We start from the raw sequence: 16,577 nt of genomic DNA, 5'->3' as shown, positions 1-16,577 counted from the left end.
GCTTTACGTCGCGTAAGTAATATTATAAAGCATCATTCATATAAATGTAATATCATACCGTTAGCGGGCGAGGTACCCGTCGATAGCTCCTTCATGCCTATCGATCCTTCGCATTGACCGTGACGAGTTTTAAAATTTGGAGGTTGCTTTGTCGGGCTTTTTTTCACAGGCCGAATTGAACCGCATTGTTGTTCGAGACGGAGCGGGCAATGTCATTGATTTCAACAGTGCCGCCCTGCAGCGACTCTATAAGTTGAAGGGTTATGCCTTCATCCACAAGCTTGGATCAGGATTGAAGGGATTGCCTACCGATTATTACAAGGCGGCATTCAGCGCCATCATTGCGCATGAACTAAAGCCTTATGGAGCGAGTACGGCAACTGACCTAAAGGGGCTGATGCAATCGTCAGGCTTGCATTGCGGCAACTACTCCCTGCTAACCCGCTTCATCTTCGACGCGCTCGCACCGAATTCGAAGCTGGACGTTGCGATGGTAGGCTGGCGCGGCGGGCCTATCGCGTCTCATCAACAAGTCATGGTCGGGGTTCCTGGGAAGGATGCCTTTCTGCTCGATCCGACCGCAGGTCTCATCATCCGTACCGGCGGACTCAACTCGATTATGGCAGGCGAGGAGATTCCACCGCAGCACATTGCGTCCTTCCGGTTCCGGTCGGAATTGGCAGAATTCAACACGAAGCTTCTTGATACTCTCGAGCACGGCAATTTCCGTGCCGGTCAGTTTGTCAACTGGTATGAGGTCACGGATTACGATCCGTTCTATATCAGTCAGACATCTGCGCCGACGCCGCAGCGCGAGAGCTTTGTAAAGACGAGCGCTACGGGCCGATACGCAATCGACTCGGCCCTGGCGCGCGCAAAGGACGTCAATGTCATCATAGGGGCGGGTAAGGGCGACACGCTGATCGGACGCGCAGCTGGAGACCGCCTGAAGGGAGGCGCAGGAGAAGACCTAGTCATAGGGGGCTCTCTTGCGTCCAAAGGCGCACGGTTCGATGACAATGACGCGGCCAAGAGAACATCGGCTTTCTTCACCGACTCCGAAATCGCCGCCGTCGTCGCGAATGCAGGCGCGATCAATGACATTTATGCTGCGCGACGGGGAGATTTTCTTGCGACCGTTGGATCGCGCTTCAGTGCTTTGTCCGAGGACAAGATCCGCCTCGCTTTCACGTCCGTGTTCGCCTACGACGCGAAGCCCCTGGGAGGCGGAAGCGCCAGTGGCCTCGACTCTCTGCTGCAAGCCGAAACCTTGGACGATCAAAGCCATTCCTTACTGGCATGGCGTCTGTTCAACGTTCTTTCGCCCTCCTCAAGTGCCGATGTGGCGATGGTCGAATGGAATGGGGGTGCGACCGGTCACCATAGCCAATTGCTGATCTCTGATAAGCGGGGGGGCCTGCTCGTGGACCCAACCGTAGGCCATCTCGCCCTTGTTGATGGCTACAACTCTCTGACAGCCGGGGAGGCTGTAGGCATGAGCGCTCAGCGCTCATTCGCCTGGCGCCCGGAAAGCATGGATTTGCGTGCGAGAGTGATCGATACCCTAGATAAGGGAACGACGCGCGGCGGTGATCTCCTGGCCTGGTACGACAGTCCGGAGCAGGTGGCCAGCTATAGAGACATCCATGGCAAGCTCCATTGGGGAACGCCCCAGGACACAGCTTTTTGGGAGCGCGGACAGGCGCTGAGTTCGCTCGGAGGGCACGAATCGCGAGATGTCATCGACGGCGGTGCCGGAGCCGATGTCCTTATCGGCGATGGCGTCGTGCGGTCGAAAGGCATCTGGGCCTATATCGGCACAAAGTCGAAGCCTTGGACCGTCGGTGATTTCGACGGTGATGGCAAGGACGACATCCTTGCTGCCGATCCCCTCAAAGGATCTCCAAACCAAGTTTACCTCTCCAAGAACGGGTTTTTTGTTCCGAGCGGATCTTGGACCGGCTACGGTTCAGGTCCGAAGGACTGGCTTGTGGGCGACTTCAACGGCGACGGCAAGGATGACCTGCTTGCCTCATGGTCGAAAACCGTGACGAACGTGTTCCTGTCCAACGGTGCTGCCTTCGACTTTGCAGGTCAATGGACGGGCGCCAGCTCCGGGTCCGATGGCTGGATTGTCGGCGATTTCAACGGGGACGGAAAGTCCGACGTCCTGCGCTCATCCACGAGTGGGGCGACGCGTGTCCTCCTATCGAACGGGAGCTCTTTGGAAGACGCAGGCAACTGGGCGAAGACGGGCCATGGAAAGAACCCTTGGTACGTCGGCGATTTCAATGGAGACGGGAAGACGGATCTCATGCGCTATACGAGTGGCAAGGGAGCTGAGGTCTTCCTGTCGACTGGGAGCTCCTTCAAGTACGACGGCGTCTGGTCACAGTTCGGAAGCGACGATCGAGGATGGGTTGTCCAAGACGTAGATGGGGACGGGAAGGACGATCTTATGGGGAACAGTTGGAGCACGTCCGCTGGCTCCTATGTCCTCAGGAGCAATGGCAATAAGTTCGTTGGAACGTCTGAATGGTCAGCGATTGGAGGTGGAAATGACCGCTATGCACTCGGTGATTTCGACGGTGACGGCAAAGGCGATCTCCTGAAGGACCGGCCTAGCAAGAGCGGAGTCGAGATGCTGCAGTCTATAGGCTTTGGGCAGCAGGATGACGATCGCTTCTATCTGCAGAAGGGTCAAGTGCAGGGGGACGTCATCGCGGATTTCAAAGGAGCCGGGAAGGAGGGGGGAGACGAGTTATGGCTGGTCGGATTTGGCTCATCTGACGAAGTGAGCCTCACGCATTCTGGTGATACCTGGACTGTTTCGAACACATCTCAGGGAATTTCAGAGAGCTTTCGAATAGTAGGGGTCCAGCATCTTTCAGCGAACGATTTTTTTATAATCTGAGTTAGCAACGTTGCATCATTCGCATAATCTGTGGGGAAGGAAAGAGCCGCTCCCCACAGGGTGCAGTTCCACTAAATTTTCATGAGGGCTTCAGCAATCTTGCGGCTGCTTTGGCCTGATCCGTAATCGGCGATCTCAGCCCGAGGCTGGTAGCCCTCGCTGGTCCACAGGCGGTTCCAGCCCGCTTCGAGCGTCTCGACCCATTCCGTCTCGTCGCGCAGCGTCACGCACGGCACCCGGTGGAAATAGGCCTCCTTCTGAAGCCCGCCCGAATCCGTGAACACCGCCGCGCAATTGTGCGTCAGCCAGGCCATGTCGAGATAGCCAAGCGGATCGATCAGGCGCACGCCCTCCGGCGTCAGGCCGCTCTTCTCCATGAGCTTGCGCGTGCGCGGATGCACCGGCATCACGATCGGGGTCTCGCGCGCCCGCTGCGAGAGCCAGTCCATCACCCGGGCAAAGCGCGCCGGATCGTCGGTGTTCTCGGCTCGGTGGATGGTCGCGACCGCATAGGTCTTCGGCGCCAGGCCATGGGTCTCCAGAATGCGCGAGCGGCCCCGCGCCCGCTCCACCGCCGCCAGGGTCACGTCGTACATGACGTCGCCTACCGCATGCACGCCCTTGGTGATGCCTTCCGTCCGGAGGTTGTCGACGGCGGTGCGGGTCGGGCAGAACAGCAGGGCACTCAGATGGTCGGCCACGACCCGGTTGATCTCCTCGGGCATGCGCCGGTTGAAGGAGCGCAGGCCCGCCTCCACATGGGCGACCGGAATGTGCAGCTTGGCGGCCGCGAGCGCGCCGGCCACGGTGGAGTTGGTGTCGCCGTAGATCAGCACCCAGTCGGGCTTTTCGGCAATCATCACCTCTTCGAGCTTTTCGAGCATCCGGCCGGTCATGGCACCGTGGCCGAGGCTGTTGACCTCGAGGTTGTGCTTGGGCGGGGGGATGTCGAGCTCGTCGAAGAACACGTCCGACATGGCGGCATCGAAATGCTGGCCGGTATGGACCAGGATCTCGGAAAAGCCGCCATGGGCGAGAAGCGCATGGCTCACCGGAGACGCCTTGATGAATTGCGGCCGCGCACCAACAACCGTCAGAACTGTAAGTCGCATCTCATAAACTCTCTAAGCGCATATTGAAACGTAATCAGATTTTATCGTGAAGGGCCGGTTGCTATTTGGCGTTTTGGCTGGATTGGTGCAAGGCTGGAATTTGCGTTGTTTTGGCGGTGTGTGGGGCGTGGAGGCGTGGCTCCGCGCACGGGCAGGGGTGTGGCTTTCACTTGACTTTGCGAGGTAATGCCATCACAGGAGCGCACAAATTGTGCATGCTGCCTTGCCCCGCGCCGCCCCTGGCTGGACGGTCCGATCTTCGGGTTTGAGGCCGCAAAAGGGGTATAGTCAGGAGCCTGGGATGGATTCAAATCGCGCGGTGAAGACCGAGGCGGCGGCCGTGGACGTGGCTGGCCTGATCGCGAACGTCAAGGCCCGCAAGGCCCGCATCGGCATCGTCGGCCTGGGCTATGTCGGCATCCCGCTGGCGCTGACGGCCGCCAAGGCCGGATTTACGGTCCTCGGCTTCGACATCGATGCTCCCCGCGTCGACCAGCTCAACCGCGGCGAGAGCTTCATCAAGCACATCCCGGCCGAGCTGATCGGCGCCGCCGTGCGCGAGGGCAAGTTCGAGGCCACGGCCGACTTCGAACGTCTGTCCGAGCCCGATGCCATCCTCATCGCGGTGCCCACCCCCCTGACCAAGCATCGCGAGCCGGATCTCTCCTATGTGGAGAACACCGCCCGCGCCATCGCGCCGCGCCTGCGCCGGGGCCAGCTGGTGGTGCTGGAATCCACCACCTATCCGGGCACCACCGACGAGGTCATCCGGCCGATCTTCGAGGCCACCGGCCTCAAGAGCGGCCAGGACTTCTTCCTGGCCTTCTCGCCGGAGCGCGAGGACCCGGGCAATCCGGACTTCGGCACCTCGACCATCCCGAAGGTGGTCGGCGGCGACGGGCCCGAGGCGCTCGCATTGGCCGAGGCGCTCTACGGCCAGCTCATCGTCAAGACCGTGCCGGTCTCCTCCGCCGCGACCGCCGAGGCCGTCAAGCTGACCGAGAACATCTTCCGGGCGGTCAACATCGCCCTCGTGAACGAGCTCAAGGTGGTCTATGCGGCCATGGGCATCGACGTGTGGGAAGTGATCGACGCGGCCAAGACCAAGCCGTTCGGCTTCATGCCGTTTTATCCCGGCCCGGGCCTGGGCGGGCACTGCATCCCGATCGACCCGTTCTACCTGACCTGGAAGGCGCGCGAATACGACATCGCGACCCGCTTCATCGAGCTGGCCGGCCAGATCAACACCCGCATGCCCTATTACGTGGTCAACAAGCTCGCCGAGGCGGTCGACCGCAACGGCAAGGCCTTTGCGGGCTCGAAGATCCTGATGCTCGGCATCGCCTACAAGAAGAACGTGGACGACATGCGCGAGAGCCCCTCGCTCAAGCTCATCGAGCTGATGGAGGCCCGCGGCGCCCATGTGGACTATCACGACCCCTTCATCCCGGTGATTCCGCCGACCCGCGAGCATGCGGCGCTGGCCGGCCGCAGGTCCGTGGCGCTCGATGCGCAGACCCTGGCCGGCTACGACGCGGTGCTGATCGCCACCGACCACGATGCCGTCGACTACCGCCTGGTGGTCGAGGCCGCGAAGGTGGTGGTGGACACCCGCAACGCCTGCGCCCGCGCCGGCATTGCGGAGGGCCGGGTCATCAAGGCCTGAGCGGAACGAGCCCAACCAAGAGCAACAGCAAGACGAGCGGATAGGCAGACACGATGGCGAGCGATGTGCGGGTGGCAGTGGTCGGGTGCGGCTACTGGGGCAAGAACCTGGTGCGCAACTTCGCCGAGATCGGGGCGCTGGAGGCCCTGGTCGACGCCCACCAGCCGACCGTCGAGGCGCTGATCGCCAAGCATGGCGGGCGCTCTTTGGACTTCGAGGCGGCGCTGGCCGATCCGGGCATCGATGCGGTGGCGATCGCGGCGCCGGCGGCGCTGCATTACCGGCTCGCCAAGCAGGCGCTGGAGGCCGGCAAGCACGTCTTCGTCGAGAAGCCGCTGGCGCTCGAGGTGGAGGAGGCCAAGGAGCTGTGCGCGCTGGCCGAGCGGCTCGACCGCCGGCTCATGGTCGGCCACCTGCTGCAGTACCACCCGATCTTCCTCGAACTGAAGCGGCTGGTGCGCGAGGGCAAGCTCGGGCGGCTGCAATACGTCTATTCGAACCGGCTCAATCTCGGGAAGATCCGCCGCGAGGAGGACATCCTGTGGTCGTTTGCGCCGCACGACCTGTCGATGATCCTGTCGCTGATCGGCAGCGAGCCCGAGAAGGTGGAGGCGGTCGGCGGCTATTACCTGCATGACGCCATCGCGGACGTGACGACGACGCATCTGGCCTTCCCGGGCGGGGAGCGGGCGCATGTGTTCGTGTCGTGGCTGCACCCGTTCAAGGAGCAGAAGCTGGTGGTGGTCGGTTCCGACGCCATGGCGGTGTTCGACGACGGCGAGGCCTGGGAGCGCAAGCTACTGCTTTACCCGCACAAGGTGGAGTGGAAGGACGCCATGCCGGTGCCCGTGAAGGCGGACGCGGTGCCGGTCACGGTGCCGCAGGACGAGCCCTTGAAGCAGGAATGCCTGCACTTCATCGATTGCGTGCGCACCGGCGCAACCCCGCGCACGGACGGGCGCGAGGGCCTGCGGGTGCTCTCGGTGCTGTCGCGGGCGGCCGCTTCCCTGCGCCGGGCGCGGGGCGGCGACGGTGCCGAGCCGACGGCCGCGAAGGCGGCAGCGCCTGCCGCGCCGCGGGTGGCCAAGGATTATCCGGGCGTGACGATCCATGAGACGGCTTATGTGGATGCCGGCGTCGAGATCGGCGCGGGCTCGAAGATCTGGCACTTCAGCCACATTCTCGGCAACGTGCGGCTGGGGAAGAACGTCAATGTCGGCCAGAACGTGGTGATCGGCCCGAAGGTGACGGTGGGCGACAACGTGAAGATCCAGAACAACGTCTCGGTCTATGAGGGCGTGACCCTGGAGGACGGGGTGTTCTGCGGTCCGTCCTGCGTGTTCACCAACGTGAACAACCCGCGCTCCGAGATTGCGCGCAAGTCCGAGTACCGGCCGACCCTGGTCCGGCGCGGCGCCTCGATCGGCGCCAATGCGACGATCGTGTGCGGCCATACCCTTGGGGAATATTCGTTCATTGCGGCAGGCGCGGTGGTGGCCAAGGACGTGCCGGCCTTTGCGCTGATGGCCGGGGTTCCGGCCCGGCGCATCGGCTGGATGAGCCATGCGGGGGCCAAGCTCGGCCCTGATCTCGTCTGCCCCGAAACCGGCCGCCGCTACCGCGAGACCGGCCCCCATACCCTTGAGGAGATTGCCTGATGTCGGACCCGATTGCGTTCATTGACCTGTTGGCCCAGCGTGCGCGGATCGGCGCCGCCATGGACGAGGCCATCCTGCGCGTGGTCAACCACGGCGGCTACATCATGGGCCCGGAGGTGGCGACGCTGGAGGCGGATCTGTCGGCGTTCTGCGGCGCCAAGCATTCGATCTCGTGCGCCAACGGCACCGATGCGCTGGCGATGGTGCTGATGGCCAAGGGCGTGAAGGCGGGCGATGCCATTCTGTGCCCGAGCTTTACCTTTGCGGCGACGGCCGAGGTGGTGGCCTGGGTCGGCGCGACGCCGATCTTCGTGGACGTGCACGAGGACACCTTCAACCTGGACATGGCGAGCCTGGAGGCGGGGCTGAAGACGGCCCGGTCGCTCAAGCTCAACCCGGTCGGGGTGGTGCCGGTGGACCTGTTCGGCCTGCCGGCCGATTATGCGCCGATCGAGGCGTTCTGCGCCCGTGAGGGCCTGTGGCTGATGTGCGACGCGGCGCAGAGCTTCGGCGCCTCCTACAAGGGCCGCAAGGTCGGCGTGATCGGCGATGCGACGACCACGAGCTTCTTCCCGGCGAAGCCCTTGGGCTGCTACGGCGACGGTGGCGCGATCTTCACCAACGACGACGAGCTGGCCACGGTTCTGCGCTCGATCCGGGTGCACGGGCAGGGGACGGAGAAGTACGACAACGTGCGCATCGGCGTGAACGGCCGCCTCGATACGATGCAGGCGGCGGTGCTGATCGAGAAGCTGAAGATCTTCCCGAGCGAGATCGAGGCACGCAACCGAGTGGCGCAGTACTACAACGAGCATCTGCGCGACGTGGCGATCGTGCCGGAGGTGCCGGAAGGGTACACCTCGGTGTGGGCGCAGTACACGCTGCGGATGGGCCGCTTTGACCGCGAGCGGTTCCAGGCGGACCTGAAGGCGGCCGGGGTTCCGACGGCGGTGTATTACCCGAAGCCGCTGCACCAGCAGACGGCGTACAAGGGCTATCCTGTGGCGGGCAACGGTCTGCCGGTGTCGGAGCGCCTGGCGCAGGAGGTGGTGAGCCTGCCGATGCACCCCTATCTGACGCCGGCCGTGCAGGACCGCATTATCGCAGCCGTCAAAACCGCCCTCGCAAACCAACACAAAAACGCCGCAGAATAAGGGCTGGTTCGACAGTAAAAGACCAAGGGTCAGCTTGAAAAAGCTGGCCCTTTTGCTGTCAAAAGCCAAAGCAATGCCGCAATCCAGAGTCAGGGGTATTATTCCCTGAGCATCTGGGCACTCCTAAATTTCATTTGCGCAGCCGTAGCTCCGGCGGCAACATTGGAGCACTGTCGCCTGGGGGCGAAGGTCTACTCCTACTGGCCGTTCAATCTTGAGAGAGCATTCGAGCGAAAGGAAACCATGAAGCGATTTGTTGTTACGGGTGGCGCAGGCTTCATCGGATCCGCTGTCGTACGAATGCTCTTGCGCGAAACGCCGCACGAGGTGCTGGTCATCGACAAGCTGACCTATGCGGGCAATCTGGATTCTCTGGAGCCGGTCGCCAACAATCCGAGATATCGGTTCGAGCGGGCCGATATCGCAGACCTCGATCGGATGCGGAATTTGATCGAAAGCTACCGGCCCGACGTCGTCATGCATCTGGCTGCCGAGAGCCATGTGGACCGGTCTATCGATGGTCCGGGCGAGTTCATCAAAACCAATATTGTAGGAACATATGCCTTACTCCAGGCCGTTCTAGGCTATTGGCGCGCGCTACCAGGGGCACAGCGAGACGCATTCCGCTTCCATCATGTTTCCACGGACGAGGTCTTTGGCTCCCTTAGAGAGGACGGTCTCTTCCATGAGGAATATCCCTATGGGCCGACCTCTCCCTATTCGGCCTCAAAGGCGGCATCCGACCATCTGGTGCGGGCTTGGCAATGCACCTACGGCTTGCCGACGATCGTTACTAACTGCTCCAACAATTACGGCCCCTACCATTTCCCCGAGAAGCTCATCCCGCTGACCATTCTGAATGCCCTGGAGGGCAAATCCCTTCCGGTTTACGGACGGGGCGAGAATGTGCGCGACTGGCTTTTCGTTGACGATCACGCCCGTGCGCTGATTCTTGCTGCCGAGCGCGCGTCTCCTGGCGAGACCTACATGATCGGGGGATATAACGAGCGAAAGAACATCGATGTGGTGCGCGCCATTTGCGATCTGGTCGACGAGCTGGCTCCGAGCCGGGAAATTGGTCCACGCAACCGACTGATCACCTTCGTGGTTGATCGCCCTGGTCATGACCAGCGTTATGCGATCGATGCTTCCAAGATCGAGCGCGATCTCGGCTGGCGCCCGGATGAGACCTTCGAGTCCGGCCTGCGCCGCACGGTCCAATGGTATTTGGACAATCGCAGATGGTGGGAGCGCGTGCGCTCAGGAGTCTATCAAGGTGAGCGGCTGGGCATCGTAGCTTGAACCTAGCCCTCCCACATTATGTGATACGGTTGTTCTGCGATTGAGGAGAGACTTGTTGGCTGTGGTTCAAGTTGAGCCGATGGAGCTTCCGGGCGTGAAGCTGGTCCGAACGCAGATCTTCGGCGACGCGAGAGGCTATTTCACCGAGACCTACAACCGCCAGGCATTTGCCGCCGCGGGCATAGGGGACGAGTTCATTCAGGATAACTTTTCGCTCTCGGTCGCGGCCGGTACGGTCCGCGGACTACATTTCCAAACTGCGCCATTCGGACAAGCCAAACTTGTTCGGGTCGGGCGCGGTCGTATCCTTGATGTCGCAGTCGATTTGAGGCGTGCTTCGCCTACGTTTGGCCGGCATGTGGCTATCGAGCTCTCCGCTGAGGACTGCCTACAGGTGTATATCCCACTTGGGTTTGCACATGGCTTTTGCACTCTCGCGCCCGACACCGAGGTCATCTACAAGGTAACCGCGCCGTACTCTGCCGCACACGACCGGGGCCTTGCCTGGAACGATCCTGCGCTCGGCATCGATTGGCCGGTCACGCTGGAGCATGCCGTTCTGTCCGACAAGGATGCCCGCAATCCGCGCCTTTCCGAGCTGTTCGCCGATTCACCCTGAGACTCCGACAATCCATGCGCATCCTCGTCATTGGTACTCACGGGCAGGTTGCCCGCTCGCTGGTCGAGCGCGCCCCTTCCCGTGGAGCAACCGTTGTCACGATGGGGCGTCCTGAACTCGACCTTCTGCATCCGGCCAACCTCCAGGACACGCTCGGTCAGGCCGAAGACGACGTGATCGTCAATGCGGCCGCATACACGGCGGTGGATCAGGCGGAGCGAGAGCCTGACCTGGCCGAGGCGATCAACGCGACGGGAGCCGGTGCCGTGGCCACAGCGGCTGCCGCGCTCGGCATTCCGGTCGTTCACCTTTCGACGGACTACGTCTTCGACGGGACGGCGCTCGATCCCTACACGGAGGGTGCGCCCACCTGTCCGCTCGGCATTTACGGCGCCACCAAATTGCGCGGCGAGGAAGCCGTTGCCCGTGCAGGCCCCAACCACGCGATCCTGCGGACAGCGTGGATCTACAGCCCCTTCGGCACGAACTTCGTCAGGACGATGCTGCGGCTGGCAGCCGGCCGCGAGGAGATATCCGTGGTGGCGGATCAAGTCGGTTCTCCAACGAGTGCGCTCGATCTCGCGGACGGCATCCTGGATGTCTGTCGTAATCTCGTCGCCCATCCGACAGAGCCGACCTATCGCGGAATATTCCATATCGCCGGCACTGGCAGCGCCAGCTGGGCGGAGTTGGCGAGCGAGGTCTTTGTCGAGTCCGCGCGCCATGGCGGTCCGACGGCCCGTGTCCGGCCCATCGGCACGGCCGAATATCCGACCCCCGCAAAACGGCCGGGTAACTCACGCCTCGACTGCAGCAGGCTTGCGGCCGTGCACGGTGTGGTCCTTCCCCCGTGGCGCTCGTCCCTCGGCACCTGCGTCCGGCGTCTCATCGAAGATCTTCAAAGGCAGGAGTTGCAGCCATGAAAGGCATCATTCTGGCAGGGGGCTCGGGCACGCGGCTTCATCCGATGACCTACGTCACCTCGAAGCAGCTTCTGCCCGTCTACGACAAGCCCATGATCTACTACCCGCTGACGACGCTGATGCTGGCGGGAATCCGGGACATCCTATTGATTTCGACGCCGGAGGACCTGCCGCGGTTCAGGCAGCTGCTCGGCGATGGAGAGCGTTGGGGGCTTCGTCTCTCCTATGCCGAACAGCCGAAGCCCGAGGGCCTTGCGCAGGCATACATCATCGGTGCGGACTTCGTGGCCGGTGAACCATCGGCCCTGATCCTCGGCGACAATCTGTATTTCGGTCACGGATTGCCGGAACTCCTTCGGGCCGCAGGAAGCCAGGGAGAGGGCGCAAGCGTTTTCGCCTATCAGGTCGTCGATCCGGAGCGCTATGGGGTCGTTGCCTTCGATGGAGGCGGCAAGGCGGTCTCGATCGAGGAAAAGCCCCTCAAGCCTCAATCCAACTGGGCCGTGACGGGGCTCTATTTCTACGACTCCCAGGTGGTGGATATCGCGTCCCGCCTTAAGCCCTCTGCGAGAGGGGAGTTGGAGATCACGGATGTCAACCGGGCCTATCTCGAGCGCGGACAGCTCCATGTGAGGCAGATGGGTCGCGGCTTCGCCTGGCTCGACACCGGCACCCCAGACGCACTGCTAGAGGCGACCGAATTCGTGCGCACCCTGACGAAACGCCAGGGCCTTCGCATGGCCTGTCCGGAAGAAGTCGCCTTCAATCTCGGTTGGATCGACCGGGATCAGTTATTGAATCTTGCTGGAGCCCTGTCCAAGAGCGGTTATGGCGACTACCTCAGACAAGTTGCCGACCAGGCCTAAGGCCTCTCGTCGCATCATGCCCTGGATCGGTGCCCAGACTTGCCTTACTCTTCGCCCGGATGGCATGCGTGCGCACCGTAAGGGCAGCCCGGACTGCCTTTAGATCTTATAGGAAGGCTGCTTAAGGACCGGTCTGCCGCCAGCGTGGAGAAACTATACGGTTGGCGAATGTCGTCATGGTCCTTTTGCGAGCAGGTCTGCAATCTTGCGGCTGCTGTGGCCTGATCCGTAATCGGCGATCTCAGCCCGAGGCTGGTAGCCCTCGCTGGTCCACAGGCGGTTCCAGCCCGCTTCGAGCGTCTCGACCCATTCCGTCTCGTCGCGCAGCGTCACGCACGGCACCCGGTGGAAATAGGCCTCCTTCTGAAGCCCACCCGAATCCGTGAACACCGCCGCGCAATTGTGCGTCAGCCAGGCCATGTCGAGATAGCCAAGCGGATCGATCAGGCGCACGCCCTCCGGCGTCAGGCCGCTCTTCTCCATGAGCTTGCGCGTGCGCGGATGCACCGGCATCACGATCGGGGTCTCGCGCGCCCGCTGCGAGAGCCAGTCCATCACCCGGGCAAAGCGCGCCGGATCGTCGGTGTTCTCGGCTCGGTGGATGGTCGCGACCGCATAGGTCTTCGGCGCCAGGCCATGGGTCTCCAGAATGCGCGAGCGGCCCCGCGCCCGCTCCACCGCCGCCAGGGTCACGTCGTACATGACGTCGCCTACCGCATGCACGCCCTTGGTGATGCCTTCCGTCCGGAGGTTGTCGACGGCGGTGCGGGTCGGGCAGAACAGCAGGGCACTCAGATGGTCGGCCACGACCCGGTTGATCTCCTCGGGCATGCGCCGGTTGAAGGAGCGCAGGCCCGCCTCCACATGGGCGACCGGAATGTGCAGCTTGGCGGCCGCGAGCGCGCCGGCCACGGTGGAGTTGGTGTCGCCGTAGATCAGCACCCAGTCGGGCTTTTCGGCAATCATCACCTCTTCGAGCTTTTCGAGCATCCGGCCGGTCATGGCACCGTGGCCGAGGCTGTTGACCTCGAGGTTGTGCTTGGGCGGGGGGATGTCGAGCTCGTCGAAGAACACGTCCGACATGGCGGCATCGAAATGCTGGCCGGTATGGACCAGGATCTCGGAAAAGCCGCCATGGGCGAGAAGCGCGTGGCTCACCGGAGACGCCTTGATGAATTGCGGCCGCGCACCAACAACCGTCAGAACTGTCCGTGACATCGCGTTTCTTCCTATCGAAGAGAGCCGGAAGGCGTGTTCCGGCTAAAGCCTCAGTTCCAGTCGAGCGAGCGCCCCACCACTTTTCGCCAATGGGCGTATAAGCGCTCTCGGGCAGCGGAGTCGAGTTCCGGCGTCCAGCGCCGGTCGACGGCCCAGTTCTTCACGAGATCGTCCGTTCCGGCCCAGAAGCCCGTGGCAAGGCCTGCCGCATAGGCCGAGCCGAGGGCTGTGGTCTCGATCACCTGCGGCCGAACCACCGGCACGTCGAGGATGTCGGCCTGGAACTGCATCAGCAATTCGTTGACCACCATGCCGCCGTCGGTGCGCAGCTCCTTCACGGCGATGCCGGTGTCCTTGGTCATTGCGTCCAGCACCTCGCGGGTCTGGAAGGCCGTGGCCTCGAGGGCCGCGCGGGCAATGTGCCCCTTGTTGGCGTAGCGGGTCAGGCCGCCGATCAGGCCGCGCGCGCCGGCGTTCCAGTGGGGCGCATAGAGGCCCGAGAAGGCCGGCACGATGGTGACGCCGCCATTGTCCTCGACCGTGCGGGCCAGCGGTTCGATATCGGTCGAGGCCTGGATGAGGCCGAGATTGTCCCTCAGCCACTGCACCAGCGCGCCGGCGATCGCGATCGAGCCCTCGAGGGCATAGACGGGCTTCTTCTGCCCGAAGCGATAACCCACCGTGGTCAGGAGGCCGCAGGTGGACGGGTAGGGGGTCTCGCCGGTGTTCATCAGCATGAAGCAGCCGGTGCCGTAGGTGTTCTTGGCCTCGCCTGGCTGGAAGCAGGCCTGGCCCACGAGCGCCGCCTGCTGATCGCCCAGGATGCCCGCGATGGGAACGCCCTTGAGCGGCCCCACGGCCTCGCCATAGACCTCGCTCGACGAGACGATGGTGGGCAGGCAGGCGCGGGGAATGTCGAAGAGGCTCAGGATCTCGTCGTCCCATTCGAGCTGACGCAGGTCCATGAGCTGGGTGCGGCTGGCATTGGTCACGTCTGTGATATGGCACCGCCCGCCGGTCAGGTTCCACACGAGCCAGGTATCGACGGTGCCGAAGAGCGCCTCGCCGGCCGCCGCCTTCTCCCGAGCGCCCGGGACGTTGTCGAGAAGCCAGCGCAGCTTCAAGCCCGAGAAGTAGCTGGTAAGGGGCAGGCCGGTTTTGTCTCGCAACCGGTCCGGGCCGCCTTCACGGGAGAATTCCGCGACGAGCGGGTCGACGCGCGTATCCTGCCAGACGAGCGCGTTATAGAGCGGCTTACCGGTGGCCTTGTCCCAGAGAAGGGTCGTCTCGCGCTGGTTGGTGATGCCTATCGCCGCGAGGTCGGTCGCCTTCAAGTTCTTCCTGGCCAAAGCCTCTTCGACCACCGCCAGCGTGTTGTGCCAGATCTCGAGCGGATCGTGCTCCACGTGGCCGGGCTTCGGGTAGATCTGCGCGTGCTCCTTCTGGGCGACCGAGACGATGCTTCCGCCCCGGTCGAAGACGATGAAGCGCGTGCTGGTGGTGCCCTGGTCGATGGCGCCGACATACTGAGCCATGAACATTCCCCCGAGGCTTTAACGGCCGATCATTACTGCGCGGCGACCGTCGTCGTTTTGCGTCCTGCCAGATAGGCGTCGATCCGGTCCGGCGCGCCGGCCGGGACATGGAGGCCGAGCTTGGACCGCCGCCAGAGGATGTCCTCGGCGGTGCGCGCCCATTCGCGGCGTACGAGATAGTCGATCTCGGCGGTCGTTAGCCCGCCACCGAAATCCTCGCCGAGATCGGCCATGGACTTCGCTGAGCCGAGCAACTCCTCGATCCGCGTGCCGTAGGCGCGGGACAGGCGGTGGGCCAGTGCCTCGGGCAGGAAGGGCCAGCGCGCCTTCACGCCGGTGAGGAAACGGTCGAAATCCGCATCGGACAAATCGCCGCCCGGGAGTTTCGCGGTCTCGGTCCAGGCGGGCTTCATGGCCGGGAAGAAGGGCTTCAGCTCGTCGAGCGCATGTTCGGCGAGCTTGCGGAAGGTCGTGATCTTGCCGCCGAAGATGGACAGGACCGGCGCCTGGCTCTCCGGCTTGTCGAGATCGAACACGTAGTCGCGCGTCACGGCCGAGGCGTTGATGGAGCCGTCGTCGAAGAGCGGGCGCACGCCCGAATAGGTCCACACCACGTCCGCCGGAGTCACCTGCCGCTGGAAGTGATGGTTCACCACGTTGCAGAGATACTGGATCTCGTCGTCGCTGATCGTCACCTTCTTGTCGGGTACAGACTCGACCGGGATGTCCGTGGTGCCCACGAGGGTGAACTTGCCCTGGTAGGGGATCGCGAAGACGATGCGCTTGTCCGTGTTCTGCAGGATGAAGGCCTGCTCGGTCTCGAAGAGCTTCGGCACCACGATGTGGCTGCCCTTCACGAGGCGCACGCTCTTTTGCGTGTTGAGGCCGAGCTTGGCGTTGAGCACGTCGGCCACGAAGGGGCCGCCCGCATTGACGATGACTTTGGCGCGGACATCCGTGGTCTCGCCGGTCTCGACGTTCTGCAGGGTCGCGAGCCAAGTCTCGCCCTCGCGACGGGCGGAGACGAGCTTGGTGCGCACGCGGATATCCGCGCCGCGCTCTGCCGCATCGAGGGCGTTCAGGGCGACCATGCGGCTGTCCTCGACCCAGCAGTCGGAATACACGAAGGCGGTGTCGAAGCCGGGCTTCAGGGCCTTGCCGGCCGGGTGGCGCGTCAGGTGAATGGTCTCGGTGCCCGGCAGCTTCTTGCGCGGCGCCAAGTGGTCGTAGAGGAAGAGCCCGAGGCGCACGAACCAGGCCGGGCGGATGCCCTTCTCGTGGGGCAGGATGAACCGAAGGGGCCAGATGATGTGAGGGGCGGCCTCCAGAAGGCGCTCGCGCTCGAACAGGGCTTCACGGACCAGGCGGAACTCGTAATATTCCAGGTAGCGCAGGCCGCCGTGAATCAGCTTGGTCGAGGCGGACGACGTATAGCCGGCCAGATCGCCCTGCTCGCAAAGAACCACGGAGAGGCCGCGCCCTCGCGCATCGCGGGCGATGCCCGCGCCGTTGATGCCGCCGCCTACAATCAGAAGATCTGTCACTGTCGTCACGAAACGGGTCTTTCCTTCGAGCCGGCCCGCGCCGGCACCCAGCACATGTTTCCTTTA

The 16,577-nt window shown here is 63.1% G+C and carries 12 protein-coding genes; 8 read left to right on the top strand and 4 right to left on the bottom strand.

Annotated elements, in window-relative coordinates; all coding sequences use genetic code 11:
* Positions 1-148: 148 nt before the first annotated feature.
* Positions 149-2,914 carry a VCBS repeat-containing protein gene (locus C4E04_RS13655; protein WP_109598073.1) on the top strand — a complete coding sequence of 922 codons (2,766 nt, stop codon included), beginning with the start codon at positions 149-151 and terminating at the stop codon, positions 2,912-2,914.
* A 71-nt stretch (positions 2,915-2,985) separates the two neighbouring features.
* Here C4E04_RS13655 and wecB (C4E04_RS13650) read toward each other — a convergent pair whose 3' ends face one another.
* Positions 2,986-4,026, bottom strand: a complete 1,041-nt coding sequence (wecB, locus tag C4E04_RS13650) for a non-hydrolyzing UDP-N-acetylglucosamine 2-epimerase (RefSeq protein ID WP_174219273.1) — start codon at positions 4,024-4,026, stop codon at positions 2,986-2,988.
* A 301-nt stretch (positions 4,027-4,327) separates the two neighbouring features.
* Here wecB (C4E04_RS13650) and C4E04_RS13645 point away from each other — a divergent pair, with 301 nt between their 5' ends.
* The 7 genes from C4E04_RS13645 to rfbA all read left to right on the top strand — a co-directional run bounded on the left by C4E04_RS13645 (position 4,328) and on the right by rfbA (position 12,214).
* Positions 4,328-5,692 (top strand): nucleotide sugar dehydrogenase, encoded by a 1,365-nt coding sequence (locus C4E04_RS13645; protein ID WP_109597845.1) that lies wholly within the window; start codon positions 4,328-4,330, stop codon positions 5,690-5,692.
* A gap of 53 nt (positions 5,693-5,745) precedes the next feature.
* Entirely contained in the window at positions 5,746-7,350 is a 1,605-nt protein-coding gene (locus C4E04_RS21635) for a Gfo/Idh/MocA family oxidoreductase (RefSeq protein WP_109597843.1), read from the top strand.
* Positions 7,350-8,504 carry a DegT/DnrJ/EryC1/StrS aminotransferase family protein gene (locus C4E04_RS13635; protein WP_109597842.1) on the top strand — a complete coding sequence of 385 codons (1,155 nt, stop codon included), beginning with the start codon at positions 7,350-7,352 and terminating at the stop codon, positions 8,502-8,504. The genes C4E04_RS21635 and C4E04_RS13635 overlap by 1 nt, the downstream gene beginning before the upstream one ends.
* Before the next feature lie 243 nt (positions 8,505-8,747).
* Positions 8,748-9,806 carry a dTDP-glucose 4,6-dehydratase gene (rfbB, locus tag C4E04_RS13630; RefSeq protein WP_109598071.1) on the top strand — a complete coding sequence of 353 codons (1,059 nt, stop codon included), beginning with the start codon at positions 8,748-8,750 and terminating at the stop codon, positions 9,804-9,806.
* A gap of 79 nt (positions 9,807-9,885) precedes the next feature.
* Positions 9,886-10,425 carry a dTDP-4-dehydrorhamnose 3,5-epimerase gene (gene rfbC / locus C4E04_RS13625; protein WP_109598069.1) on the top strand — a complete coding sequence of 180 codons (540 nt, stop codon included), beginning with the start codon at positions 9,886-9,888 and terminating at the stop codon, positions 10,423-10,425.
* Positions 10,426-10,439: 14 nt separating this feature from the next.
* On the top strand, positions 10,440-11,348 hold the full coding sequence (gene rfbD / locus C4E04_RS13620; RefSeq protein ID WP_109598067.1) for a dTDP-4-dehydrorhamnose reductase: 909 nt from the start codon (positions 10,440-10,442) through the stop codon (positions 11,346-11,348).
* Positions 11,345-12,214, top strand: coding sequence for a glucose-1-phosphate thymidylyltransferase RfbA (rfbA, locus tag C4E04_RS13615; RefSeq protein ID WP_109598064.1), 870 nt, complete (start codon positions 11,345-11,347; stop codon positions 12,212-12,214). Before rfbD ends, rfbA begins: the two co-directional genes overlap by 4 nt.
* A gap of 174 nt (positions 12,215-12,388) precedes the next feature.
* Here the strand turns inward: rfbA and wecB (C4E04_RS13610) are convergent, their stop codons facing one another.
* From wecB (C4E04_RS13610) to C4E04_RS13600, 3 genes are read right to left on the bottom strand one after another with little or no spacing between them, the layout of a single operon-like run.
* Positions 12,389-13,432 (bottom strand): non-hydrolyzing UDP-N-acetylglucosamine 2-epimerase, encoded by a 1,044-nt coding sequence (wecB, locus tag C4E04_RS13610; protein ID WP_109598062.1) that lies wholly within the window; start codon positions 13,430-13,432, stop codon positions 12,389-12,391.
* A 50-nt stretch (positions 13,433-13,482) separates the two neighbouring features.
* Positions 13,483-14,967 (bottom strand): glycerol kinase GlpK, encoded by a 1,485-nt coding sequence (gene glpK, locus C4E04_RS13605; RefSeq protein WP_109601123.1) that lies wholly within the window; start codon positions 14,965-14,967, stop codon positions 13,483-13,485.
* Positions 14,968-14,999: 32 nt separating this feature from the next.
* Complete coding sequence (locus tag C4E04_RS13600; RefSeq protein ID WP_109601121.1) at positions 15,000-16,520, bottom strand: glycerol-3-phosphate dehydrogenase; 1,521 nt, start codon at positions 16,518-16,520, stop codon at positions 15,000-15,002.
* Positions 16,521-16,577: the final 57 nt, after the last annotated feature.

Source organism: Microvirga sp. 17 mud 1-3 (genome assembly GCF_003151255.1).
GTDB lineage: Bacteria > Pseudomonadota > Alphaproteobacteria > Rhizobiales > Beijerinckiaceae > Microvirga.
This window is presented reverse-complemented; position numbering and strand designations above follow the sequence as displayed.

Bases quoted from the DNA above. Each gene is read 5' to 3' on its own strand.
- wecB (WP_174219273.1), bottom strand. From the start codon at position 4,026: ATGCGACTTACAGTTCTGACGGTTGTTGGTGCGCGGCCGCAATTCATC.
- C4E04_RS13645 (WP_109597845.1), top strand. From the start codon at position 4,328: ATGGATTCAAATCGCGCGGTGAAGACCGAGGCGGCGGCCGTGGACGTG.
- C4E04_RS21635 (WP_109597843.1), top strand. From the start codon at position 5,746: ATGGCGAGCGATGTGCGGGTGGCAGTGGTCGGGTGCGGCTACTGGGGC.
- C4E04_RS13635 (WP_109597842.1), top strand. From the start codon at position 7,350: ATGTCGGACCCGATTGCGTTCATTGACCTGTTGGCCCAGCGTGCGCGG.
- rfbB (WP_109598071.1), top strand. From the start codon at position 8,748: ATGAAGCGATTTGTTGTTACGGGTGGCGCAGGCTTCATCGGATCCGCT.
- rfbC (WP_109598069.1), top strand. From the start codon at position 9,886: ATGGAGCTTCCGGGCGTGAAGCTGGTCCGAACGCAGATCTTCGGCGAC.
- rfbD (WP_109598067.1), top strand. From the start codon at position 10,440: ATGCGCATCCTCGTCATTGGTACTCACGGGCAGGTTGCCCGCTCGCTG.
- rfbA (WP_109598064.1), top strand. From the start codon at position 11,345: ATGAAAGGCATCATTCTGGCAGGGGGCTCGGGCACGCGGCTTCATCCG.
- wecB (WP_109598062.1), bottom strand. From the start codon at position 13,432: ATGTCACGGACAGTTCTGACGGTTGTTGGTGCGCGGCCGCAATTCATC.
- glpK (WP_109601123.1), bottom strand. From the start codon at position 14,967: ATGGCTCAGTATGTCGGCGCCATCGACCAGGGCACCACCAGCACGCGC.